The 24,169-nt window shown below is 71.2% G+C and carries 23 protein-coding genes; 6 read left to right on the top strand and 17 right to left on the bottom strand.

Features of this window, described 5'->3' with window-relative positions; genetic code table 11:
- The first annotated feature begins 274 nt into the window (after positions 1-274).
- Together DWB77_RS30370 and DWB77_RS30365 are read left to right on the top strand one after the other, a co-directional pair.
- Positions 275-1,183 carry a 5'-3' exonuclease gene (locus DWB77_RS30370; RefSeq protein WP_120728435.1) on the top strand — a complete coding sequence of 303 codons (909 nt, stop codon included), beginning with the start codon at positions 275-277 and terminating at the stop codon, positions 1,181-1,183.
- 116 nt (positions 1,184-1,299) lie between these two features.
- Positions 1,300-2,145 (top strand): siderophore-interacting protein, encoded by an 846-nt coding sequence (locus DWB77_RS30365; RefSeq protein ID WP_174248651.1) that lies wholly within the window; start codon positions 1,300-1,302, stop codon positions 2,143-2,145.
- A gap of 180 nt (positions 2,146-2,325) precedes the next feature.
- On the opposite strand, the gene DWB77_RS30360 is transcribed toward DWB77_RS30365, so the two are convergent.
- A complete protein-coding gene (locus DWB77_RS30360) occupies positions 2,326-4,545 on the bottom strand; it encodes an MMPL family transporter (protein WP_120725005.1) in 2,220 nt (739 codons plus the stop codon).
- Positions 4,546-4,804: 259 nt separating this feature from the next.
- Here DWB77_RS30360 and DWB77_RS30355 point away from each other — a divergent pair, with 259 nt between their 5' ends.
- The 3 genes from DWB77_RS30355 (at position 4,805) to DWB77_RS30345 (ending at position 8,132) form a co-directional block, all read left to right on the top strand.
- The gene (locus tag DWB77_RS30355; protein ID WP_216826874.1) at positions 4,805-6,391 is read left to right on the top strand and encodes a sensor histidine kinase; all 1,587 of its coding nucleotides are present in this window, start codon (positions 4,805-4,807) and stop codon (positions 6,389-6,391) included.
- On the top strand, positions 6,388-7,095 hold the full coding sequence (locus DWB77_RS30350) for a response regulator transcription factor (RefSeq protein ID WP_120725003.1): 708 nt from the start codon (positions 6,388-6,390) through the stop codon (positions 7,093-7,095). Before DWB77_RS30355 ends, DWB77_RS30350 begins: the two co-directional genes overlap by 4 nt.
- Before the next feature lie 155 nt (positions 7,096-7,250).
- Positions 7,251-8,132 (top strand): hypothetical protein, encoded by an 882-nt coding sequence (locus tag DWB77_RS30345; protein WP_162952644.1) that lies wholly within the window; start codon positions 7,251-7,253, stop codon positions 8,130-8,132.
- Positions 8,133-8,323: 191 nt separating this feature from the next.
- Here DWB77_RS30345 and DWB77_RS30340 read toward each other — a convergent pair whose 3' ends face one another.
- From DWB77_RS30340 to DWB77_RS30285, 12 genes are all read right to left on the bottom strand, one after another.
- A complete protein-coding gene (locus tag DWB77_RS30340; RefSeq protein WP_120725000.1) occupies positions 8,324-11,152 on the bottom strand; it encodes a DEAD/DEAH box helicase in 2,829 nt (942 codons plus the stop codon).
- A 45-nt stretch (positions 11,153-11,197) separates the two neighbouring features.
- Entirely contained in the window at positions 11,198-12,130 is a 933-nt protein-coding gene (locus DWB77_RS30335; RefSeq protein WP_120724998.1) for a diacylglycerol kinase, read from the bottom strand.
- A gap of 37 nt (positions 12,131-12,167) precedes the next feature.
- Complete coding sequence (gene tatC, locus DWB77_RS30330) at positions 12,168-13,121, bottom strand: twin-arginine translocase subunit TatC (protein ID WP_120724996.1); 954 nt, start codon at positions 13,119-13,121, stop codon at positions 12,168-12,170.
- Positions 13,122-13,191: 70 nt separating this feature from the next.
- Positions 13,192-13,476, bottom strand: a complete 285-nt coding sequence (gene tatA, locus DWB77_RS30325; protein ID WP_120724994.1) for a Sec-independent protein translocase subunit TatA — start codon at positions 13,474-13,476, stop codon at positions 13,192-13,194.
- A 214-nt stretch (positions 13,477-13,690) separates the two neighbouring features.
- Positions 13,691-13,888, bottom strand: coding sequence for a hypothetical protein (locus tag DWB77_RS30320; RefSeq protein ID WP_120724992.1), 198 nt, complete (start codon positions 13,886-13,888; stop codon positions 13,691-13,693).
- Positions 13,889-13,899: 11 nt separating this feature from the next.
- Positions 13,900-14,154 carry a hypothetical protein gene (locus tag DWB77_RS30315; protein WP_120724990.1) on the bottom strand — a complete coding sequence of 85 codons (255 nt, stop codon included), beginning with the start codon at positions 14,152-14,154 and terminating at the stop codon, positions 13,900-13,902.
- Positions 14,155-14,169: 15 nt separating this feature from the next.
- Entirely contained in the window at positions 14,170-15,144 is a 975-nt protein-coding gene (locus DWB77_RS30310) for a helix-turn-helix transcriptional regulator (RefSeq protein WP_120724988.1), read from the bottom strand.
- A 16-nt stretch (positions 15,145-15,160) separates the two neighbouring features.
- Positions 15,161-16,111, bottom strand: coding sequence for a helix-turn-helix transcriptional regulator (locus DWB77_RS30305; RefSeq protein ID WP_120724986.1), 951 nt, complete (start codon positions 16,109-16,111; stop codon positions 15,161-15,163).
- 147 nt (positions 16,112-16,258) lie between these two features.
- The gene (locus DWB77_RS30300) at positions 16,259-16,630 is read right to left on the bottom strand and encodes an FKBP-type peptidyl-prolyl cis-trans isomerase (RefSeq protein WP_120724985.1); all 372 of its coding nucleotides are present in this window, start codon (positions 16,628-16,630) and stop codon (positions 16,259-16,261) included.
- A 40-nt stretch (positions 16,631-16,670) separates the two neighbouring features.
- On the bottom strand, positions 16,671-17,684 hold the full coding sequence (locus tag DWB77_RS30295; protein WP_120724983.1) for an FKBP-type peptidyl-prolyl cis-trans isomerase: 1,014 nt from the start codon (positions 17,682-17,684) through the stop codon (positions 16,671-16,673).
- Between the two features lie 137 nt (positions 17,685-17,821).
- On the bottom strand, positions 17,822-19,183 hold the full coding sequence (gene pafA / locus DWB77_RS30290) for a Pup--protein ligase (RefSeq protein ID WP_120724981.1): 1,362 nt from the start codon (positions 19,181-19,183) through the stop codon (positions 17,822-17,824).
- Between the two features lie 9 nt (positions 19,184-19,192).
- Entirely contained in the window at positions 19,193-20,452 is a 1,260-nt protein-coding gene (locus DWB77_RS30285; RefSeq protein ID WP_120724979.1) for an MFS transporter, read from the bottom strand.
- A gap of 103 nt (positions 20,453-20,555) precedes the next feature.
- On the opposite strand from DWB77_RS30285, the gene DWB77_RS30280 reads away from it, so the two are divergent.
- Positions 20,556-21,653, top strand: coding sequence for a LacI family DNA-binding transcriptional regulator (locus tag DWB77_RS30280; RefSeq protein WP_246033683.1), 1,098 nt, complete (start codon positions 20,556-20,558; stop codon positions 21,651-21,653).
- Positions 21,654-21,701: 48 nt separating this feature from the next.
- Here DWB77_RS30280 and prcA read toward each other — a convergent pair whose 3' ends face one another.
- From prcA to DWB77_RS30260, 4 genes are all read right to left on the bottom strand, one after another.
- The gene (prcA, locus tag DWB77_RS30275) at positions 21,702-22,463 is read right to left on the bottom strand and encodes a proteasome subunit alpha (protein ID WP_120724975.1); all 762 of its coding nucleotides are present in this window, start codon (positions 22,461-22,463) and stop codon (positions 21,702-21,704) included.
- Between the two features lie 54 nt (positions 22,464-22,517).
- Entirely contained in the window at positions 22,518-23,363 is an 846-nt protein-coding gene (gene prcB / locus DWB77_RS30270; RefSeq protein WP_120724973.1) for a proteasome subunit beta, read from the bottom strand.
- Entirely contained in the window at positions 23,315-23,533 is a 219-nt protein-coding gene (locus tag DWB77_RS39660; RefSeq protein ID WP_428985161.1) for an endonuclease VII domain-containing protein, read from the bottom strand. Before DWB77_RS39660 ends, prcB begins: the two co-directional genes overlap by 49 nt.
- Before the next feature lie 312 nt (positions 23,534-23,845).
- On the bottom strand, positions 23,846-24,064 hold the full coding sequence (locus DWB77_RS30260; RefSeq protein ID WP_016325855.1) for a ubiquitin-like protein Pup: 219 nt from the start codon (positions 24,062-24,064) through the stop codon (positions 23,846-23,848).
- Between the last annotated feature and the right edge of the window lie 105 nt (positions 24,065-24,169).

Here is a 24,169-nt window from a genome sequence, read left to right as displayed (position 1 = left end):
AAATCCATACTTGGGTCCGCTCCGGCGACGCGCCTGCCCCCTCGGTCCGGGAGCAAACACAACAGTGACCCAGTTCACGTGTTCACGAGCGGGGGTGCGCCCGAGCGGGGCGGGCCGAGCGCGGCGGCGAGCAGCGGGGCGGGCCGAGCGCGGCGGCGAGCAGCGGGGCGGGCCGAGCGCGGCGGCGAGCAGCGGGGCGGGCCGAGCGCGGCGGCGAGCGGCGCGGTGGGTGTCAGTGGGGTGCGGCATCATCGGGGGTGTGACGCGACGCCTGATGCTCCTCGACACCTCGTCCCTCTACTACCGCGCCTATTTCGGGGTTCCCGACACGGTCAGGGCGCCGGACGGCACGCCGGTCAACGCCGTGCGCGGCCTGCTCGACTTCATCTCCCGGCTCGTCCACGACCACCGCCCGGACGACCTGGTGGCCTGTATGGACGCGGACTGGCGGCCGCAGTGGCGGGTCGACCTGATCCCTTCCTACAAGGCGCACCGGGTGGCCGAGGAGACGCCGGCCGGGCAGCCCGACGAGGAGGAGACCCCGGACACCCTGGCTCCTCAGGTCCCGGTGATCGACGCCGTCCTGGACGCGCTGGGCATCGCCCGGGTCGGCGTCGCGGGCTACGAGGCGGACGACGTCATCGGCACCCTGTCCGGCCTCGCGTCGGGCCCGGTCGACATCGTCACGGGCGACCGCGACCTGTTCCAGCTGGTCGACGACAAGCGCGGGGTGCGCGTGCTGTACCCGCGCAAGGGCGTGGGCGACTGCGACCTGGTCGACGACGAGCTGATCCGTACGAAGTACGGCGTACGGCCCGATCAGTACGCGGACTTCGCAGCCCTGCGCGGCGACACCAGCGACGGGCTGCCCGGCGTCAAGGGCATCGGCGAGAAGACGGCGGCCCAGCTCATCAACGAGTACGGCGACCTGGCGGGCGTCCGCGCGGCCGCGGCCGACCGGTTCTCCCGGCTGACCCCAGCCAAGCGCAGGGGAATCCTGGAAGCGGCCGACTATCTGGACGTCGCGCCGAAGGTGGTGCGGGTCGCGATGGACGTGGCGCTGCCCGCGTTCGACCCGACGCTGCCCTCGGAGCCGCTCGACCCGGCGACCCTGGAGGAGCTGGTGGCCCGGTGGGGCCTGGCGGGCGCGACGGGGCGGCTGCTGGCGACGCTGCACCGCTGAGCGCCCCCACCCTGGGTGCGCCGTGCCTCGGGCAGGTCCTTTTTCTCTGAGGATTCTTCCTCTTCGAGGTGTTAACTTAGGTAATCCTAAGCAATGGTGGATCAGGGGAGCGCACTGTGGCAGAACGCCCGTCTCGCAAGGCACCGAAGATCAACGAGGCGCGGGTGGTGCGCACCGAGCGCCTCACGCCGCACATGGTGCGCGTCGTACTCGGTGGCGAGTCGCTGGCCGGCTTCGGCGTCGGCGAGTACACGGATCACTACATCAAGCTGCTGTTCCCGGCGAAGGGCGTGAGCTACCCGGAGCCCTTCGACATGGAGCGGATCCGTGCCGAGTTCCCGCGCGAGCAGTGGCCGAGCACCCGCGCCTACACGGTGCGCGGCTGGGACGCCGAACTCGGCGAGCTGACCGTCGACTTCGTGGTGCACGGCGACGAGGGCCTCGCCGGGCCCTGGGCCACCCGGGTCAAGGCCGGGGAGACGGTCCGCTTCCTCGGCCCCGGCGGCGGGTACGCCCCGGACCCGGCGGCCGACTGGCATCTGCTCGTCGGCGACGAGAGCGCGCTGCCCGCGATCGCGGCGGCCATGGAGCGCATGCCGGCGGGCGCCGTGGTGCACGCCTTCGTCGAGGTGGCCGGCCCCGAGGAGGAGCAGAAGATCAGCACCCCCGACGGCACCACGGTGACCTGGCTGCACCGCGGCGACGCCACGGTGGGCTCCCAACTCGTGGGCGCGGTAAGGGACTTGGAGTTCCCGGCGGGCGAGGTGCACGCCTTCGTCCACGGCGAGGCCGGCTTCGTGAAGGAGCTGCGCGCCCTGCTCCGAGTCGAACGGAACATCCCGCGCGAGCGCCTCTCCATCTCGGGCTACTGGCGCCTGGGCCAGGACGACGACGCATGGCGCGCGGTGAAGCGGCAGTGGAACGAGCAGGTGGAGCGCGAGCAGGAGGCCGGCGCCGCGTAAGTGACTTGGCACCGCGAAGAAGACCTCGCCGGGGCCGCGTAAGTGACCTGGCGCCACGTAGACGACCTCGCCGACGCCGCGTAGGCCACACCCGGGCCGCATGCACGGCCTCGCCGGCGTCGAGCGGCGGACGCGCCGTCGGTGGGGATGCCCGCCGACGGCGCGTCTTGCGCGTCGGCCTCAGTACGACGTGACCCGCTCCGGCTCCCAGGCCGCCTCCTGCGTACGGTGCGGAGGGCGGCCCGCCCTGGCGTGGGCGGCCCCGGGGCGGACGGGCCACCACAGGCCCCGCCCCAGGAGCGCGGCCAGGGCCGGGACGAGGACCAGCGACAGGACCAGCGCGGAGAGCAGGATGCCCAGCGCCATCGCGAAGGCCATCTGCTCACTGCCCGGCATGGTGGCGAGCCCGGCGAAGGAGCCGGCCAGCACCACACCCGCCGTCGCGATGGCCGGCGCCGTGAACCGCACCGCGCGGGCGACGGCAAAGCGGGCGGACCCCGGGCGCCGCGTCTCCTCGCGGATGCGGTCGGTGATCAGGATGTTGTAGTCGGTCCCCAGCGCCACCACGAACAGGAACAGCACCAGCGGCAGGGTGAAGTTGACGCCCGGTTCGCCGAGCCCGTGCTGGAAGAGCAGGGTCGCGGCGCCGAGGGTGGCGGCGAAGCCGAGCCCGACGGAGAGCATGAGGGCCAGCGGGGCGAGCAGGCTGCGCAGGAGCAGCAGGAGGATCAGCGCGATCAGCGCGGCGGCGACCGGGAACACGACCTTCAGGTCGTGGTCGACGGCGGTCGAGATGTCGGCGAGGATCGCGGCCGTCCCGCCCACATGGGCCGAGGTCCCGGCGGGCGCGTGCTGGGCGACGGCGGCCCGGAGGGGACCCGAGGCCAGGTCGCGGGCTTCCCGGCTTCCCGGGTCGGCGGTGGGATAGAGGTCGATCCGGGCGGCGTGACGGTCCTCGTTGAGGACGGTCGGCGCGACCTTGCCCACGCCCTTGACCTCGCCGAGCGCCCGCACGAGCCCGTCGAGTCGGCCGGTGGTGAGCGTACCGCCGTCGTTGTCCGTGACGAAGACGCTGGTCGGGTCGGAGACTCCGGCCGGCAGCGTCCGCGCGATCTCGGCCGCCGTGTCCGCCGCCGCGGCCCGGGTGCCGGAGTGGCCGTGGCCGTAGTCCATGCGGATGCCGATCAGCCCGGCGGTGAGCGCACCCAGCAGCGCGACGCAGGCGAGCAGCATCGCCGCGGGACGGCGTGCGATCAGCGCCCCCAGGCGGCCGGCTCGGCCCTCGCGCGCATCCTGGCGCAGGGCCGCCTTGGAGGGCCAGAACATTCTGCGTCCGGCGGCCGCGAGCAGCGCCGGCATCAGGGTGAGACTGCCGAGCAGCATCACCAGGACCGCGGCGGCGATCGCGGGGCCGAGGGAGCGGAACTGGCCGAAGGTCGCGAGGCCCAGCGTGGCGAACGCGGCGACGATGGTGAGCGCGGCCGAAGTGATGGCGGTGCCCACCCGGGCGCAGACCTCTCCGGCCGCCTCGCGCGCCAACTGCTGGGGCCGGTCGCGCAGTTGCTCGCGGAAGCGGAACAGCAGGAACAGCAGGTAGTCGATGCCTATGCCGAGCAGAACCACATTGAGGAGGGCCGGGGTGCTCGCGTCGAGCTTGAGGCCTGTGAGCACGGCGGCCCCCGCGACGGCTCCCGCCGCCACGAAGCCGATGAAGGCGACGGCGAGCAGCGGCAGCACGGCCGCGAGCACGCTGCGGAACACCAGCACATGGAGGAGGATGATCAGCACCGTGACGAGCGCGCCGCCGATCTTGGTGGCGAGCTCGTGGGAGTCGGTGGTGTCGACGCTTTCGGCGAGCGCGCCGGTGAATCCCGTACGCATGCCCGCCTCGGCGAACTCCGTCCGGGCGGTGTCGCGGAAGGCCCGGTAGACGCCCTGTACCCCCGGGTCCGACGCATTTCCGGCGAGCTCGACGGAGAGCAGTTGGAAGCTGCCGTCGGGCGCGGTCAGGGCCGGGGCGACCCGGGGTGTCTGGGAGCGGTCGGGGACCATGAACGCCGGCATGTCGTTCTCCCGGGGCATGATCACCCGGCGGTTGCCCAGCTTCGCCGCCCCGCTCTCGATCCGCCGCCGGTCGTCGGCGCCGAGGACCTTGCCGTCGGAGCGGGCGACCAGGACCGTCACCGTGATGGCGTCGGGGTTCATCCCGAAGCGTTCCTCGGCGATGCCCAGCGCGGCGGCCGAGTCGTAGGTGCGGGGCAGGAAGTTCCCGGCCTGGTTCTGGGTGACGCGGGCGAACAGGGTCGGGGTCAGGGCGCTCAGGGCGACCCCGAGGACCGCCCACAGGGCGATCACCTTCCAGGGATGTCGGGTGGAGTATCCGGTCAGGGCGCGGATCACGAGGTCCTCCGGCGGACGGGCTTTCGTGACGTCTGCCGGGGGCTCCCGGCCTCCGTCCAGACCATCATCGCGAGGGGCCGTACGGCGTCCTGGCCAGGGAGGATCCGCGCCGGGGCCCTGGGTCCCGCCCCCGCCCCGGACCAGGACCGTGGTCCTGGTCCCGCCCCCGACCCATGGCCGGTGCCCCACCGGAGCCGCTGTGCGAGGCTGTTGCGGCGGGACAGGGGCGGACACGGACGGACACACAGGGAGACCAGCGATGCGCACGAGCCAGCAGTCCGGGCGTCCGGAGCCGGACGGCGCCCGTGAGCCGACACGCTCCGAGGGTGTACGCACTCACGCCCTCGCGGCCACCCGCACGGACACCCCGCCCCCGCTCGACCACCCCGAACCGCCCGAACCGCGAGCCGATCAGTTCGGGGGCCAAGACGATCGGCTCGGGGGCCGCGGCGATCAGCCCGAGGACCACAGCCATCAGCTCGGGGACCACAGCAATCAGCTCGGGGGGCGCGGCGATCAGCTTGAGCACCACAGCGATCGGCTCGATGGCCACGGCGAGCAGCCCGAGCACCACAGCGATCGACTCGATGGCCACAGCGAGCAGCTCGGGGGCCGCGGCGAGCAACTCCGGGGCCGCGGTGGCCGATTCGGGGGCCGTGACAAGGCCGTACGTGCCGGCGTGACCGAGCCGCCCTGGACGCGGAACGACGCGCTCGTGGCCGCCGGGGCCTGTGCGATCAATCTGCTCAGCTATGTCTTCGTCGACGATCCCGGCGGTCGGGGCGGGGCGAGCGTCGCGGGGTTCCTGCTCATCGCGCTGGGGGGCGCGCCGCTGCTCGCCCGCCGCACCTGTCCGGTGGCGGTGCTCGCCACGACCCTGGCACTCGACTCGGCGGCCTCGCTGGCCCTGCACCTGCCCACCCACTTCGGGGCCGTTCTGATCGTCGCCCTGTACTCGGTCGCCCGGGCCCGCCCCGGCCGGGTGACGGCGCTCGCGACCGTCGCCACGGTGGCGCTGACCCTGCTCTGCCAGCGCACGGGCGGGATTCCGCCGTGGCAGGCCGCCCTGTCCGCGGTCCTGTCCCCCGTGATCGTCGTCGGCGCCGCCCTCGCGGTCGGCCGCTGGCAACGGGAGGTGGACGCCAACCGCAGGCTCCTCGCCGACCGTGCGGTCGCCGACGAACGCCGCCGCATCGCACGGGAGTTGCACGACATCGTGGCCCATCACATCACCACCATGCAGCTCATGGCCGGCGGGGCCCGGGCCAACCTCGCACGGCCCGAGGTGGCCCGGGACGCCCTCGTCACCCTGGAGGCCTCCGGGCGGCTCGCGCTCGGCGAGATGCGCCAACTCCTCGACGTCCTGCGGGCCGACGACGAACCACGGGACGCGCCGTCGCGACCGCAGCCCGACGTCGACGACCTCGAACGGCTGGTGTCCGAGTCCCAACAGGCAGGCCTGGAAAGCGAGTTGAGCGTGCGGGGTGAGCGTCGCCCGCTGCCGCCGACCGTCGGCCTCACCGTGTTCAGGATCGCCCAGGAGGCGCTCACCAACGCCCGTAGGTACGCGGGCCCGGCCCGCGCCACCGTATGCCTGACCTACCGTCAGGACCGGGTCACCATCGAGGTGCGCGACGACGGTGGCGGCGCCCCGCCCATGGAGGCGGGCACGCCACGCCCGGGTGGGTACGGCCTGATCGGCATGGGCGAGCGGGTCGCCCTGCACGGCGGCACCCTCAGCGCGGGCCCGCTCCCCGAGGGGGGGTTCGCGGTGGTCGCCGAAGTTCCGGTGACCCAGGACGAGACGGCCGAGGCGGCCGTCCAGCGCGAAGGGGCGCTGCGATGAACGACTCCGGACGCGGTACGCCGCCACCGATCAGGGTGCTGATCGCGGACGACCAGCCGCTGGTGCGGCGCGGCCTGTCGCTGATCCTCTCCCCCGACCCGTCGTTCGAGGTGGTCGGCGAGGCCGAGAACGGCGCACAGGCCGTCGCCCTCGCCCGCCAACTGCGCCCGGACGTCGTGGTGATGGACATTCGGATGCCCGTCCTGGACGGGGTCGCCGCGACCGGCGAGCTCGCCACCGCCGTACCCGACTGCCGAGTCCTGGCGCTGAGCACCTTCGACATGGACGAGTACGTGGTGGGCGCCCTGCGCGCCGGGGCCTGCGGGTTCCTGCCCAAGGACAGCTCACCGGAGGATCTGGCTGCGGCGATCCGTACCGTCCACGCGGGCGATGCGGCGGTCGCGCCGCGGCTGCTCACCCGGCTGATCTCCACTTACGTCACCGCCCCGCGCGCGACGCGGCCCGCCTTCGGTGGCGCGGGCGACCTCACACCCCGGGAGGTCGAGGTGTGGCGCCTGATGGCCGGCGGCCTCGACAACGCGGGCATCTCCCTCGCCTTGGACATCAGCGTGTCCACGGTCAAGAACTACATCACCAGCATCTTCGACAAACTCGCCGTACGCGACCGCGCCCAGGCGGTCATCGCGGCCTACGAATCCGGCCTCGTCACGGCCGGGGACCCGGCGGGTGGGGAAGCGCGCTGACCGATCCGGCCCCGGCCCCTCCCCGACCGTCCTGGGTGTCCGATTGACGCGGTCCCTGGCCGACTGACGCGCTGTCGCCCGCGATACCCGTCATCGAGAAAGGTACGACTCACCGGGGCCTTATCAACTCCCTTGCCCCGCCCTACCTTTGGGGCATGGAGACTCCGCATCCCGGCCCGCCGGCGGACGTTGCGGCACCCGTGTCAGCCGGATGGCGGCTGCTGGTCGTGCCCAGCCGGACCCGGGAGCTGGCCGTCGCGCTCGGTTCGAGCATCATGGTTCCGTCGGCGATCGCCGCCCCTCTTCTGCTGGTCGCTCTGGTGGTCGCCGTGATCTCGGGGAGCGCCTTCATGTGGGGCTTTTTCTGGGTCCTGCTGGTGCTCACGGTCGTCACGGTCGTCCTGCTCGCCGCGGCCATGGTGTTCGTCACGCTCTCCACCAGGGTGCGGTGGGTCGAGCTCCAGCCCCTGGGAACTCCCGCCCAGGTCGTGATCGCCCGCTTCCTGCGATCGTCGCCCCTGGCCATGGCCGATCTGCGGCGCGTCGTCGTCATCGAGCGACTCAGCCTGGGGCAGCGACAGTCGATCAAGGTGGTGTTGCACACACGCGGCGAGACGGTGGAGTGCGAACCGGGCATGTCCGCACCGCTCTCCCGGGTCGACGCACAGGCGCTGACCGACTGGCTGACCGAGCAACTCGGCCCGGTGCAGGTGGTGGTGGAGCGCCGGACGGAGGTCAGGCGAGACTTCGTGCGCCCCGACGAGTGGTGGACCCCGTCCCGCACCGCCGAGCTGTGGCAGGTACCCGTCGACGAGGTCGCCGGCATAGCCGCCCAGCACGGCGTCGAAGCCTATGGGTACACGCCCCGGGCACACGCGCTGTACAGCCCTGGTACTTCGGCCATCGTCTATGACCCGGGGCGGGCCTACGAGGTCGCCGAAGAACTCCGCGCGGCACGCGCCAGGGGCCGGGCCAGGGCCGCCAACCGCAGGGCAGCCCCCGGCCGGGCCGAGAACGACGCACCGGATCCCCACTGATCCGGTCGTGCCGGTCCTGACCCCGCTCAAAGACCGGCCCCTCGATCCCCCCCCAACCGTGCCGCACACGGGCGAAGACGAGGACGGCCCCCGCCGGGTGGTCCGGCGGGGGCCGCTCGCGCCGCGGGCGTACGGAGGTCCGCGACGCCGAGGTCACAGGTGTCTCGGCCCACTGAGCTGTCTCGGTCGTCTCAGCCGACCGAGCTGTAGGCGACGACTCCCCTCAGGAGCGAGTCGACCGCCTTGCGGGCGTTCTTGGCGACGGTGCTGTTCTCGCGCGGCGCCGCGGCAGCGATCTGGCCGAGGACGTCGATGACCTGCTTGCACCAGCGGACGAAGTCGCCCGCGGGCATGTCGGCCTCGCGCAGCACCTCGTCCAGGCCCTTGTCGGAGGCCCATTGGTAGGCGGCCCAGGCGAAGCCGAGGTCGGGCTCGCGCTGGCCCACGCCCTCCGTCTGGTTGATCTTGTGGTGCTCTTCGAGGGCGTCGAGCCGACCCCAGATCCGCACCATTTCCCCGAGCGCGGCCTTGGCCTTGCCGGAGGGGGTCTTGGGCGCGACGGCATCGTCCGCCTGGCGCGCCTCGTACACCAACGCCGATACGCAGGCGGCGAGTTCGGGCGGGCTCAGGCCTTCCCAGATCCGTGCGCGCAGGCACTCACTGGCCAGGAGGTCGAGCTCGCCGTAGAGACGGGCCAGCCGCCTGCCGTGCTCGGTGACCTCCTCGTCGCGCAGGTAGTCCAGCTCGGTGAGCAGGGCCACGATGCGGTCGAAGGTGCGCGCGATGGTGTTGGTGCGCCCCTCGATGCGCCGCTCCAACTGCTGAGTGTCGCGCTGGAGACGGTGGTAGCGCTCGGCCCAGCGGGCGTGGTCCTCGCGCTCGTCGCACCCGTGGCAGGGGTGGGCGCGCAGGGCGGCGCGCAGCCGGGTGATCTCGCGGTCGTCGACCGCCTCCGAGCGGGCCTTGCGGTGCCGCTCGGGGACGATGTGTCCGGCCTTGGTGCGCAGCGCCGACGCCAGGTCCCGGCGGGACTGCGGGGAGCGCGCGTTGAAGGACTTCGGGACGCGCATCCGCTCCAGGGCCTCTACGGGCACCGGGAAGTCGATCGAGGCGAGCCGCTTGACCTGCCGTTCGGCGGTCAACACCAGCGGGCGGGGCCCGTCGTGCTGCTCGAAGCCGCGGTGGCCGTTGGTGCGCCCCGCGGGCAGCCCGGGGTCCAGGACCAGGGCGAGCCCGGCGAACTTGCCGGTCGGCACATGGATGATGTCGCCCGGCTTGAGCTTCTCCAGGGAGGCCGCGGCGGCCACCCGGCGCTGGGCCGCGCCGTGCTTGGCGATCTCGGTCTCGCGGTCCTTGAGGTCGCGCCGCATCCGCGCGTACTCCTCGAAGTCGCCGAGGTGGCAGCGCATGCCCTCCCGATAGCCTTCGAGGCCCTCCTCGTTGCGCTGGACCTGGCGCGAGATGCCCACGACGGACTTGTCGGCCTGGAACTGCGCGAAGGAGGTTTCGAGCAGCTCGCGCGAGCGGTGCCGGCCGAACTGCTGGACCAGGTTGACGGCCATGTTGTACGAGGGCCTGAAGCTGGAGCGCAGCGGGTAGGTGCGCGTGCCGGCCAGGCCGGCGAGGGCCGCCGGGTCCATGCCGCGCTGCCACAGGACCACCGCGTGGCCCTCGACGTCGATGCCGCGCCGCCCGGCCCGCCCGGTGAGCTGGGTGTACTCGCCGGGGGTGATGTCGGCGTGCTGCTCGCCGTTCCACTTGACGAGCTTCTCCAACACCACCGAGCGCGCGGGCATGTTGATGCCCAGGGCGAGGGTTTCGGTGGCGAACACGGCCTTCACCAGACCGCGGACGAAGAGCTCCTCCACCACCTCCTTGAAGGTGGGCAGCATTCCGGCGTGGTGGGCGGCGATGCCCCGCTCCAGGCCTTCGAGCCATTCGTAGTAGCCGAGGACGTGCAGGTCCTCGCCGGGGATGGAGGCGGTGCGCTCCTCGACGATCTCGCGGACCTTCTGGCGCCCATCCTCGTCGTTGAGCCGCAGCCCCGCGTACATGCACTGCTGGACGGCGGCCTGGCAGGCGGCGCGGCTGAAGATGAAGGTGATGGCCGGCAACAGGCCTTCGGAGTCGAGCCGTTCGATGACCTCGGGGCGGCCGGGCGTCCAGATCCGGGAGCGCGAGCGGCGCTCCCGCTCGCGGTCGGCCTCGCGCACCATCTTGCCGCGGCGCCGCTCACGCGGGTTGTACGTCCGCTGGTTCTCCATCCGCGCCATGCGCAGCAGGTCGGGGTTGACCTCGCGCCGGGCGACGCCGCGGCCGCCGTGGTCGGACTCCTCCTCGAAGAGGTCGTACATCTTGCGCCCGGCCATGACGTGCTGCCACAGCGGCACCGGCCGGTGCTCGGAGACGATCACCTGGGTGTCGCCGCGCACGGTGTCCAGCCAGTCGCCGAACTCCTCCGCGTTGGAGACCGTCGCCGAAAGGGAGACCAGCGTGACGGAGTCCGGAAGGTGGATGATCACCTCTTCCCACACGGCGCCGCGGAAGCGGTCGGAGAGGTAGTGAACCTCGTCCATGACCACATATCCGAGCCCGCTCAGGGCCTGTGAGCCCGCGTACAGCATGTTGCGGAGCACCTCGGTGGTCATCACGACCACCGGCGCGTCCGCGTTGACGCTGTTGTCGCCGGTCAGCAGGCCCACCTTGTCGGCGCCGTAGCGGCGGGCGAGGTCGGCGTACTTCTGGTTGGACAGCGCCTTGATGGGCGTGGTGTAGAAGCATTTGCGGCCCTGCCCCAGGGCCAGGTGCACGGCGAACTCGCCGACGATGGTCTTGCCGGAGCCGGTCGGGGCGGCGACGAGCACGCCCTTCCCGGCTTCGAGAGCCTGACAGGCCTCGATCTGGAACGGGTCCAGATCGAAGTCGTACAGGTCACGGAAGGGTGCGAGCGCGGTGGCTTGCTCGACGGCGCGGAGCCGGGCAGCTGCGTACGCTTCGGCTGGTGAGAGGTCCTCTGTCATCTTGTCTTCGAGCCTACCCGCCGCCTCTGACAGAGGTCGCGATCTTTATGGGAGGCCGCTGTGGACGGCCTTCCGGCCGGGTGCCGGTAGGGGTGCCAATACCCGTACGGCGCCGCGCACACACTCCGCGGTGAGCGGGAGCGGACCGAGCCGTTCCCCGTCGGCGTACCCCGTGACGCCGTCGGCGGCGAGCGTGATCGAGGCGACACGGTAGGTGGTGACCTTGGGGTGGCCGAGGTGGGTGCCCCGGTAGACCCGCGGGAAGACCTTGATGAGGGTGGCGCGCGAGCAGTCGCCGACGACGGTGACGTCGAAGAGCCCGTCGGTGAGATCGGCGTCGGCGCAGATGCGCATGCCTCCTCCGTAGGAGGAGGCGTTCCCGACCGCGACGAGAGTCGCCTCGACCTCACGGGTCTCGCCGTCGTCGAGGGTGATCTTGTACGGGATGGGCTTGAAGGCGGCGAGTTCGGCGAGCATCGCGAGGTCGTACTTGAAGCGGCCGCCGGGCCATCGCATGCGGTTGCCGCGGTCGTTGACCTTGGAGTCGAAGCCGGAGGCGAGGACCGTGGCGAACCAGCGCTCGCCGATCCGGCCGAGATCGACGTCCGTGCCGTGGCCGCCCTTGAGGGCCCGGGCCGCGAGTTCGCCGGCCCGGGCCGGGTCGCGTATCGGCAGGCCCAGCGCCCGGGCGAAGTCGTTGCCGGTGCCCGCGGCGACGACGCCGAGCGGGGTGGCGGTGCCGGCGACGGCCTGGAGCGCGAGGTTGACCATGCCGTCACCGCCGACGGCGATGAGCGCCCCGGTGCCCCCCTCGACGGCCTCCCGCACGCGGCGCAGGGCGTCGTCGGCGTCCTGCCCGAGGACGGTGCGTACGGAGAAGCCTGCGGCCCGCAACGCGGAAGCGGCCGGCTGCGCGGCGTGCGCGCCCCGGCCGCGTCCCGCGGTGGGATTGACGAAGAGGGTGATCTCGCTGGTCACCCGCCGGACCCTACAAGCTCCGGCGATCTCGTCAAGGTCAGGTGATGTCGTCGTACCCGTTGAGCTTGGCGGAGCGTCCCCCGTCGGACTGCTCGGGCAGCCCCGGCCCGGCACTCACGGGTTCGACCGCGCCGACGTCCTCGGGGGTCAGATCCAGCTCGGAGGCCTCGTCGTCGGCCGGACCGGCTTCGGCACGCTCCCTGCGCCGCTTGTCGTTCAGGATCGAGATGATCACGGCGATGAAGTACAGGCCGACGATCGGGGTGGCGAGCGAGAGCATCGAGACCGGGTCGACGGTCGGCGTCGCGAAGGCCGCGAAGACCGTCACACCCATGATCATTCCGCGCCACCAGCCCAGCATCCGGCGGCCGGTGAGAATGCCGCTGAAGTTGAGCATGACGAGGAAGAGCGGCAGCTCGAAGGAGAGGCCGAATACGATGATCATGCGCGTGACGAGGTCGATGATCTCGTTGAGCGGCAGCAGGTTGGTCACGCCCGAGGGCGTGAAGCCGAGCAGCACCTCGGCCGCCGCGGGCAGCACGTGGTACGAGAACCAGCCGCCGGCCACGAAGAGCGGGACGCCCGCCGCGACGAAGCTCAGCGAGTAGCGCCGCTCGTGCTTGTGCAGGCCCGGCGAGACGAAGGCCCACAGCTGGTAGAGCCAGACCGGGCTGGCCGCGACGACGCCCGCCACCATCGACACCTTGATCATCAGCGTGAACGGCCCCATGAGGCCGGACATCGTGATCTGGCCGCAGGTGTCCGCGTTCTTGCTGGTGAGCTCGTGGAAGTTGTCCGGGCAGCCGACCGAGCGCGTGATCGGCTTGGTGATCAGCCCGGCGATGTCCTTGTAGTAGAACGCCGCCACGATGGCGCAGAGCAGAATCGCGAACACCGCCTTGGCGAGCCGGTTGCGCAGCTCGCGAAGGTGGTCCGAGAGCGGCATCCGCCCCTCGGGGTCCCTCTGTTGTTTGCGGGCAGACTTGAGCAACCCACGTCCTCATCTCGTGCGGCAGGTCACTTTGGTCACAGAGGTGAACAGCGCCTGCTTCGGCCCGGTGTCAGCGCTGCGTGGTGTCCGTCGGCTCGTTCACCGGGCGGGCGCTGCTCACGTCACCGGGCGCCGACTGGATCGTGCGCTGGGCCGGCGGCTGCTCGCCGGGGACCGGCGGGTCGGCCGGAGCGGTCTGCTGACCGTCGGACTTCATGGCCTTGGCCTCGCTCTTGAGGATGCGGGCCGACTTGCCGAGCGACCGCGCCATGTCCGGGAGCTTCTTCGCGCCGAACAGCAGGACGACGACGATGAGGATGAGAATGATCTCGGGGGCGCCGAGCCTTCCGAACATAAGCGTTTACCTTCTCACCGAGGCTACAGAGTGGGGGCTGCTGCGGGGTGGCGACCGGACGGATGTCCGACCGCCTTACGTGCAGCGATCGTAACGCGCGGGGGTGAACGCCGGGCAATCCCCGTGCGTACTCCCGTTTGCGGACCGGGCCTCGCTTCCTGGGCCGCGTTGTGCAGCGTACCGCCCCGAAACGGGCGACATCAGAGCGCACCGGTCATCGCAGTGTTTCCCCGGCGCCCGCGAGGTCGACGGCGGCACGCTCCAGCTCCTCGGCGGCGCGATTGACCTTCCGGGTGGTGTCGGCCACTTGACGGCCGAGCCGCTGCGCCTCGACGAAGACCTTGATGGCGAGGACGCCGAGCACGGCGATCCCGAGGAAACCCAGGGCGATGGCGATCATCGGCCAGAACATGGATGCGGACCCTAGACGGTGGAGTGGAGACGGAGGGTGCGGACGCCGCCGCCGGTGAGGAGTTCGATGATGCGCTCCCCGGCCGGCTTGCGGACGGCCGAGCCGCACTCGGGGCAGGTGAAGGAGTAGAAGGTGGTGCGGCGGCTGGCGCCGATCGCGAGCCGGAGCGCGGCGGGGCCGAGCTCGAAGCGGGCCCGGCACTGCGGGCAGGCCGCCTTGAAGAGGACCGGGATCACCGGACGGGAAACACCGGGGAATACCGACATGTTCCGTGCGTCTCCTCAGCTGTGGTGGTCGGGCGCGGGCGATTCCTCATAACCGGCCAGCGCCTCACGGGCCGCGCGCCGGGCGCTCTCGGCGAGGTCGTCCGGCGTGACGATCCGGCCGTCCCGCCCGAGGCGCAGCGCCAGGCGCCGCAGCGAGGCGGGGTCGGGGGTGCGCAGCGTGATCCGCAGGCCCCCGTCGGCCAGCTCCTCGGCGCTGTCGTGCGGGTAGTACTCGGCGACCCAGCGTCCGCCGGGGCTCACCTCGACGACGACCTCGGGGTCCTCGGCGGACGGCTGGACCAGTCCCTCGGACAGGTCGCGCAGCTCCAGCTCGGGCGGCGCGGACGCCTCGTCGAGCAGCCGGATCTCGGCGACCCGGTCGAGGCGGAAGGTGCGCCGGGCCTCGGAGAGCCGGCACCACGCCTCCATGTAGGTGTGGCCGACGGCGAAGAGGCGGATCGGGTCGACCTCGCGCTCGGTGAGCTCGTCCCGGGCGGGCGAGTAGTACTTCACCCACAGCCGGCGGCGCTCGGAGATCGCCCGGTCCACCTCGGCGAAGACCCCGCCCTCGGACTCGAAGGTGACCGAGAGCCGGGAGCTGGCGCCGGCCGCCTCGCCGGCCGCCGCCTCCAGCTTGGCGGTGGCGCGCAGCAGCGCCTGCCGGTCGCCCTCGCGCAGGCCCGGCAGCGTGGAGACGGCCCGCGCGGCGACGAGCAGCGCGGTCGCCTCGTCGGCGGCGAGCCGGAGCGGCGCCGCGACGTCGTCGGGGTTGTGCCACCAGATGCGGTCGCCGTCGGTGTCGATGTCCAGGAGGTCGCCGCCCCGGAAGCTCGTGCCGCACATGGGCAGCACGTCGAGGTCGGAGATGAGTTCGTCCTCGGTGATGCCGAAGGCGCGGGCGACGTCCGCGACATGGGCGCCGGGGCGCTCCCGCAGATAGGTCACCAGCGACAGCATCCGCCGCGTCTGGTCGATGGCGTTGGCAGCCATGGTCGTACGGTCCCCCTCAGCCCTTGGCCACGGCACGCAGCCGGTCGATCACATCGGCCCGCAGATCGGCGGGTTCCAGCACGACCACATCGGGGCCGAACTCCACCAGGTGGGCATCGAGCCCGTGCCCGTACGGAATCTCCAACTCGTCCCAGCCGTCGCCGAGTTCACGTGCCGAGGTGGCCCGCGAGCGCAGCGGGTAGCCGGCGCCCGCGCGCAGCCGGATCCGCGCCGAGCGGGTCGCGGTCTCGCCCGCCCAGGTCTCCACGGTCTCGCGCACGGTGACGACATCGGGCACCGGCGCGGTGAAGGCGCCCGCGCGCGAGCGCACCCGGCCGGAGATGCGGCTGAGGCGGAAGACCCGCTCGGCGCCCCGGTCGCGGTCCCAGCCGGCCAGATACCAGTGGCCGCGCCAGCACTCCAGACCCCAGGGCTCGACGTGCCGGGCCTCGGGGCGCACGGCGGTCACCTTGCGGTAGTCGAAGATCACCGGACGGCGGTCGCGACAGGCCAGCATCAGGGGCTCGAAGGCCGCCTCGTGGACCGGGATGCGCGGTTCGATCGCACTGTGCTCATACGGATTGTCGGCTTCCGGCATCCCGGCGGCGCGCAGCTTCTGAAGTGCGCCGCTGGCCGCTCCCGCGAGCCGGGCCTGCTGCCACACGCGGGCCGCGAGCCCGAGGGCCGCGGCCTCCTCGACGTCGAGCTGGACCGGCGGCAGACGGTTGCTGTCGCGGCGGGCGAGATAGCCGGTCTCCCCGTCGAGGTTCTCCACGGTCTCGATCACCAGGCCGAGTTCCCGCAGGTCGTCCTTGTCCCGCTCGAACATCCGGTTGAAGGAGTCGTCGGATCCCGCTTCGAGATAGGCCTCGATGGACTCGCGCAGCTCCCGCTTGCTGAGTGCGCGCCGTGTCCCGAGCAGACACAACGCCAGGTTCATCAGCCGCTCGGCCTTGGCGATCGCCATCGATGCCCTACGCCCTCTCTCGTTGTGCGCTACGACCGTTGACCGTACCGCTCCGGGCTGCCGGGGCAAAAGCCGAGGGCCCATGCCGGCAGGCATGGACCCTCGGTGCGGTCGGCTCCGGTCACCCGGAACCGACCGGGGCGCGTCTCAGACGGCGACCAGGTCGCAGACGAAGATCAGCGTCTCGCCCGGGGCGATGGCGCTGCCGGCGCCGCGGTCGCCGTAGGCGAGGTGGGCGGGGATGGTCAGCCGGCGGCGGCCGCCGACCTTCATGCCCTGGATGCCCTTGTCCCAGCCCTCGATGACCTGACCGGCGCCCAGCTTGAACTCCAGCGGGTTGCCACGGTTCCAGGAGGCGTCGAACTCCTCGCCGGTGGAGAACGCCACGCCCACGTAGTGGACCTTGACGAAGTCTCCGGCCTTGGCGACGGCGCCGTCGCCCTCCCAGATCTCCTTGATCTCCAGGTCCGCCGGCGGCTGACCCTCGGGGAAGTCGATCTCGGGCTTGTCGATGCTCACGTAATGCTCCTACTAATCGCTATGGGCAACCGGAACAGTCTTACATTGCTCCGACGATGTCCACGACGAAGACCAGGGTGGAGTTCGCGGGGATGTCCTCGCCCTGCGCCTTGTCCTTGTAGCCCTGCTCCGGCGGGATGACGAGCAGCACCCGGCTGCCGACCTTCTTGCCGACCAGGCCCTTGTCCCAGCCCTCGATGACCTGGCCCTGGCCGATCACCGTCGAGAACGGGGCGCCGGTCTTCCAGGAGGTGTCGAACAGCTTCGCCTGGGGCTGACCCTCGTTGGGCTTCCAGGTGGCGCCGCTGTACTGCATGTAGACCGTCTGGCCGTTCTTGACCTCGGCGCCCTTGCCCTCGATGAGGACCTGGTCGACGAGCTTCTTCGGCGGGTCGTTCTTCGGGACGGTGATCGTGGCGGCCTCGTCCTTGTCCGCCTTGATCTGCGGCAGGTCGGACGGGATGGCGGCCTGGGTGCCCTCGACCTTCTTCGGCATCACGCTGTCGATGTCGAGGACGAAGACCAGGTTGTCGGCGGGGCCGACCCCGAGCTGCTCCTTGCCCGCGGAGCCGAACGCGGCGGCCGGCGGGGCGACGACCAGGACGCGGGCGCCGACCTTCTGGCCGAGCACCGCCTGGCTGAACGCCGGGATGTAGGTCTGCGAGCCGGCCGGAATGACCTGGGGCACGCCGTCCTTGTCATAGGAGCCGGCGAGGTCCTTGCCGCTCTTCCAGACCTTCCCGGTGTACTTGGTGACCGCCAGGTCGTCCTTCTTGACCTCGGGGCCGGTGCCCGCGGTCAGCGTCTTGATGACGAACTTCCCGCTCGGGTCGCCCTTGGGGATGGTGATCGTGGGCTTCTTGCCCGCGTCACCCTCGACGGTGGGCATCGGCGAGGCCTCGGACACCGGCTTGGGGGCCGAGGGCTGCGACGCCGAGTCGGAGGGAGAAGCGGACGCGTCCTTCTTCTTCGCTGCGTCGTCGTCACCTCCTCCGCAGGCCGCGGTGAGCATCAGGGCCGGCACGATGAGCACGGCAGCAAGTCGGCGTCGCACAGTGGTCCTCGGGGTAGCTGGAACGGTCGGAGCCGCCACTCTACGGCCCCACTCCCGTACCACAAGGCTCCGGCATGCCCGGGGGCCCCGTACGCAACCACGTACGGGGCCCCCGGAACAGCACGGCTGACGCCGGGTCACATGCCGGCGATCAGCTTCTCCACGCGGTCGTCCACCGACCGGAACGGGTCCTTGCACAACACGGTGCGCTGCGCCTGGTCGTTGAGCTTCAGATGCACCCAGTCGACCGTGAAGTCCCGGCGCTGCTCCTGGGCACGGCGGATGAAGTCGCCGCGAAGGCGGGCCCTGGTGGTCTGCGGGGGCACCGACTTGCCCTCGAAGATCTTCAGGTCGTTGCAGATCCTGGCGGCCTGCCCCTTGCGCTCCAGGAGGTAGTACAGGCCCCGCCGACGGTGGATGTCGTGGTAGGCGAGGTCTATCTGCGCCACCCGCGGATGCGACATGGTCATGTTGTTCTTGGCCCGGTACCGCTCGATGAGCTTGTACTTCATGACCCAGTCGATCTCGGTGCCGATCCGGTCGAGGTCCTCGGCCTCGATGGCGTCCAGGGTGCGGCCCCACAGTTCGAGGACCTGCTCGACGGTGCCGGTGCGGATGCCACGCCGCTCCACGAAGTCGACGGCCTTCTCGTAGTACTCGCGCTGCACTTCGAGGGCGGAGGCCTCGCGCCCGCTGGCCAGGCGCACCTTGCGCTGGCCCGTGATGTCGTGGGAGACCTCGCGGATGGCCCGGATCGGGTTCTCCAGGGTGAGGTCGCGCATGACCGTACCGGCCTCGATCATGCGCAGCACGAGGTCGGTCGCGCCGACCTTGAGCAGCATCGTCGTCTCCGACATGTTGGAGTCGCCGACGATGACGTGCAGGCGCCGGTAGCGCTCGGCGTCCGCGTGCGGCTCGTCCCGGGTGTTGATGATCGGACGCGAGCGGGTGGTGGCGGAACTGACGCCCTCCCAGATGTGCTCCGCGCGCTGGCTGACGCAGTAGACCGCGCCGCGCGGCGTCTGGAGCACCTTTCCGGCGCCGCAGATCAGCTGCCGGGTGACGAGGAACGGGATGAGGATGTCCGCGAGCCGGGAGAACTCCCCGTGCCGGGCGACCAGATAGTTCTCGTGGCAGCCGTAGGAGTTTCCCGCCGAGTCGGTGTTGTTCTTGAAGAGGTATACGTCGCCCGCGATTCCCTCCTCGTGCAGGCGGCGTTCGGCGTCGACGAGCAGGCCTTCGAGAATGCGCTCGCCGGCTTTGTCGTGCGTGACCAGTTCGGTCACGTTGTCGCATTCGGGAGTTGCGTATTCCGGATGCGATCCCACGTCAAGGTAGAGGCGGGCGCCGTTCCGCAGAAAGACGTTGCTACTGCGGCCCCATGACACAACACGGCGGAAGAGGTAGCGCGCCACTTCGTCAGGAGACAGTCGGCGCTGTCCCCTGAACGTGCACGTGACGCCGTACTCGTTCTCCAGCCCGAAAATGCGGCGGTCCATGAGGGAACATTACGCCTGATGGCCTGAGCTGAAACCGGGTTCGACGGCACGGTTTCGATCATTTTCGTCAACTCCTACCACCTGGCGCGAACCCGCGGGAGCCGCGAGCACCCTTTGCGTCGCGAGCAGGACCACCAGCGCCGCGATTCCACCGCCGCCGGCGACCGCGAAACTCGCGCCCGTTCCGCCGAGTTCGACCGCGGGACCGGCCGCAGCCGTGCCGAGCGCGGTGCCCACGCCGAAGGCCGTCACCAGCCAGGAGAACGCCTCGGTCACCGTGCCGCGCGGGGCGTGCCGGTCGACGACGATGAACGCGCAGGCGATGGACGGCGCGAGGAAGAGTCCGGAAACGACGGTGAGCGCGGCCATCGCGGGCAGCCCGGGCACGAGCGTGAGCGGCAGATAGCCGACGGCGAGCAGCGCCACGAGGATCCGCAGCCGCTTCTCGGGGGCACCGCTCCACTGCCGGGCTCCGTAGACGAGGCCGCCCAGCAGGGCGCCGAGTCCGTTGCCCGCCATCAGCCAGCCGTAGATCGTGTCGCTGCCGTGGTCGTCGGCGTAGGCGGAGGCGGCCACGATGATGGCGCCGAGCGCCAGGCCGACGAAGAAGAACGAACCGAGCAGCGCCAGCAGCCCGGGCGAGCGCAGCGCGCCGAGCCAGTGCGCCTCGCGGGGCGCCGAACGCCAGGTCCTGGACGGCCGCGAGAGGACGACGCTGAGCGCGCCGACCACCCCGAGCGCGTTGATCAGGACCAGTGCGGCGGCGGGCGACCAGAGCGCGATGGAGACGGTGACGAGCAGCGGGCCGACCGTGAACATCACCTCCTGGGCTATCGCGTCCATGGCGTACGCGGTGTGCACCTGGTCCTCGCGCTTCAGGACGCTGGGCCACAGGGCACGCAGGCCGCCCTCCAGGGGCGGTGTGGCGAGCCCCGCGACGAGGACCGCCGCGTACGCCACACCGGCGGGCCGGATGCCGACGGCGGCCGGCACGACCATGGCGAGGGCCGACAGGACGGAGGCGGGGAGCATGACGCGCGGCTGGCCGTACAGGTCGACGGCCCGCCCGAGCAGCGGCTGGCCGACGGCGGTGGCCACGCCGTAGACGGCGGTCAGGGCGCCCGCGAGCGAGTAGCTGCCGCCCTCGGCGCGGACGAAGAAGACGATCGCGATCGCGGCGGTCGCGTTCGGCAGGCGTCCGGTGAGCGTGCCCGCGAGCAGCCGCGCGGCATGCCTGGTCCGAAGGATCTCCGCGTACCCCGCCGCCATGACCACTCCTTCAGTGTTACGTATAACGTCCGACGTCATACGTACCATGTGGCGAGCGCGCGGGTCCACCCCGCGCCCCTTCGTCACCCGCCCTGGAGGACCCGTGACCAGCCCGGACGCCCCGGAATCCGTTCCGGTCCCAGCACGGGCGGGGGTGCGCGCCGCGCGCGCCGCGCTCACCGGCCGCGCCGCCGGTGCCCGTCCGCCCACCAGCCGGGACGTGGCGAGCGCCGCCGGGGTCTCCCAGGCCACCGTCTCGCTGGTCCTCGGCGACAAATGGCGGGGCCGGGTGTCCGAGCGGACCGCAGAGCTGGTCCGGGAGGCCGCACGCGAGCTCGGCTACCGCCCCAATCTCGCCGCCCGCAGCCTGCGGCTCGGCCGCACCAGGACGGCGCTGCTCGTGGTGCCGGCCATGACCAGCGAGTTCTTCGCCCAGGTCTACGCGGGCGCGGCCAAGGTCGCCGCCGAGCACGGCTTCGGCGTGGTGCTCTACCCCTCCCCCGAGGGCATCGGCCCCGCCCGCGACCCCTTCGACTCCGCGCGCACCGCACTCGACGGCGTCATCGCCTCCTCCATGGCCGCCGGCGCGCTCGCCTCCATCCGCGGCAGCGACCTGCCGCTGGTGATGCTCGACAGCGACCCCGAGGAGCCGGGGCCCGCGGCCCACGTCAACCTCGACATCGCCGACGGCGTACGGCGCCTGACGGAGCATCTGCTCGATCTCGGCCACCGCCGCTTCACCCACATCGCCGCCGATGTGGACTCCTGGACCTTCGTCGTACGGGCCCGCGCCCTCGCCGACACGCTCGCCGCGGTACCCGACGCCGAGCTGCGCACCGTGCGCGCCGGACTCAGCGTGGACGGCGGCAGACGGGCCGCACAGCGCGCCCTGCACTCCCCCGGCCCGCACCCCACCGCGCTGGTCTGCGACGACGACTTCCTGGCGGCGGGCGCCTGCAAGACCGCCCACCGGCTCGGGCTGCGCATCCCCGACGACGTGTCGGTCACCGGATTCGACGGCCTCACCCTCGCCACCGCCCTCGAACCGGAACTGACCACGCTCACCCTCCCCGCCGAACAGGTCGGCGCCCGCGGCATGGCGGCGCTGCTCGCCGTCCTGGAGGGGCGGCCCGCGGAGACCGGGGACCTGCCGGTGTCGCTGGCCGTACGGGGGTCCACGGCCGCGCCCCGGCCCGCCTGAGGCGGAACCGGGGCGCGCGAGGGACCGGGATTGCTTGAGGGGCGGGGACTACTCGTCCTCCGTCTCCTCCAGATCGTCCGAAGGGGCCTCGGTGGGCTCGGTCTTGGCGACATCGGACTGGAGCAGCCGGGAGAGCTGCCGCCCCACGATCCGCTTGAACTTCCGCTGCTGCGGCCGCGTCCGGTCCAGGACCGCGACCTCGAGACGCTCCGCGGGGATCTCCCGGTCGGCGCCATTGGTCTGGCTGGAAAGCGCCTGCACGGCCAGCCTCAGCGCCTCGGCGAGCGACATGCCGTCCTGATGGCGCTGGTCCAGGAAGGTGCTGATCTGCTCGGCATTGCCACCGACCGCGACCGAGCCGTGCTCGTCCACGATCGAGCCGTCGTGCGGCAGCCGGTAGATCTGGTCCTCTTCGGGCGTGCTGCCGACCTCGGCGACGACCAGCTCCACCTCGTACGGCTTCTCACCGACACTGGAGAAGATGGTGCCCAGCGTCTGCGCATAGACGTTGGCGAGCCCACGGGCCGTCACATCGTCACGGTCGTAGGTGTATCCGCGCAGATCCGCGTAACGGACGCCGCCGATGCGGAGGTTCTCGTACTCGTTGTACTTGCCGGCGGCCGCGAAGCCGATCCGGTCGTAGATCTCGCTGAACTTGTGCAGCGCGCGGGACGGGTTCTCACCGACGAACACGATGCCGTCGGCGTACTGGATCACAACCAGGCTGCGGCCGCGGGCGATGCCCTTGCGGGCGTACTCCGCACGGTCGGCCATGGCCTGCTGGGGTGAGACATAGAACGGGGTCGACACCGGCTAACCGTCCCTTTCTGTCAGTGGCTGGGTCATCTCGGGCCTGCGCGGGCCTCAGAGGAGGGAGGCCCGGGGGCCGTCGGGCTGCTCCAGCCGCCGTTCCAGGATGGAGCGGGCCAGCGCGGAGGACTCCGCCTCGGTGAGCCGGCGGAAGCCGTCCTCGGTGATGACGGTGACGATCGGGAAGATCCGGCGCGCCATGTCCGGGCCGCCGGTGGCCGAGTCGTCGTCGGCGGCGTCGTAGAGCGCCTGGATGACCAGGGTGGTCGTCTCCTGCTCCGTCAGGTCCTCGCGGTAGAGCTTCTTCATGGAGCCCCGGGCGAAGATGGAGCCGGAGCCGGTGGCCGCGAAGCCGTGCTCCTCGGAGCGGCCGCCGGTGACGTCGTAGGAGAAGATCCGGCCCTTCTCACGGTCCACGTCGTACCCCGCGAAGAGCGGGACCACGGCCAGGCCCTGCATGGCCATGCCCAGGTTGCCGCGGATCATCGTGGAGAGCCGGTTGGCCTTGCCCTCCAGGGAGAGCGTGGTGCCTTCGACCTTCTCGAAGTGCTCCAGCTCCAGCTGGAAGAGCTTGACCATCTCGACCGCGAGACCGGCGGTGCCGGCGATGCCGACGGCCGAGTACTCGTCGGCCGGGAACACCTTCTCGATGTCGCGCTGGGCGATCATGTTGCCCATCGTGGCCCGCCGGTCACCGGCCAGCACGACCCCGCCGGGGAAAGTCGCGGCCACGATCGTCGTGCCGTGCGGGGCTTCGACATGACCCTGCACGGGCGGCAGGACGCGCTTGCCGGGGAGCATCTCCGGCGAGTGGTCGGACAGGAAGTCCATGAATGAGGAGGAGCCGGGCGTCAGGAAGGCAGCTGGTAGACGCCCGGTGCCACGAGTGTTGGCTTCCACGAGGTTCCTTCCAAGTAGGCGGCAGCGCGACGGACGGTGTCGGGATCGTCTCCCAACTTGCCGATGGCCGAATTGCAGTTGAAGCAGAGTACGCCTCGGACCCTACCCGTCTGGTGGCAGTGATCCACGTGAACGGCGGGAGCAGAGAGGCAGGTTACGCAAGGGCCCATCTGGGACTCGGCCTTACACGACTTGCAGAGCGTTGCGAAGCCGTCTGACGACCGGCGGTTCCGGGACCACTCACTGTGCGGCTTGGTTGTTCCGCAAGTGCGGCAGAACTTGTGGCCTTCCGGGGCCGTCACCCTAGGCCGTACGTTTTTACCGCGAGCCACCTGGCGCTGCTGGTGATATGAGGCCGAGCATTCGCGACAGTAGACCTGGTACCCATCGCGGGAAGCCCTGTTTTTTGCGAAGGCTTCCCACGACAGCATCCGTTCACAGCGTGAGCACCGCTTCACCCCCGACGCGTTCACATCCGTGGACTACTGTCCACCCTTCTGAACGAAGCTTCGCACGAAGTCCTCTGCGTTCTCCTCAAGCACGTCGTCGATCTCGTCCAGAACCGAGTCCACGTCGTCCGACAACTTCTCCTGGCGCTCCTTGAGGTCCTCCGAAGCCTGCGCGTCCTGCGCCTGCTCCTCGACCTCCTCGGTGGAACGCGTCGCCTTCTGCTGTCCGCCGCCGGTGTCCTTGGTCGCCATCTACCTCACCCCGCTCGGTTCGATGTACGTGATCAGAGTCCTTGATCAGACCCTACAAGCCGGGTCCGACATCGGCCCCGCAGTTGGTGCAATGTGTGGGGCCTA

The organism is Streptomyces hundungensis, from assembly GCF_003627815.1.
In the GTDB taxonomy this organism is placed as follows: domain Bacteria; phylum Actinomycetota; class Actinomycetes; order Streptomycetales; family Streptomycetaceae; genus Streptomyces; species Streptomyces hundungensis_A.
This window is presented reverse-complemented; position numbering and strand designations above follow the sequence as displayed.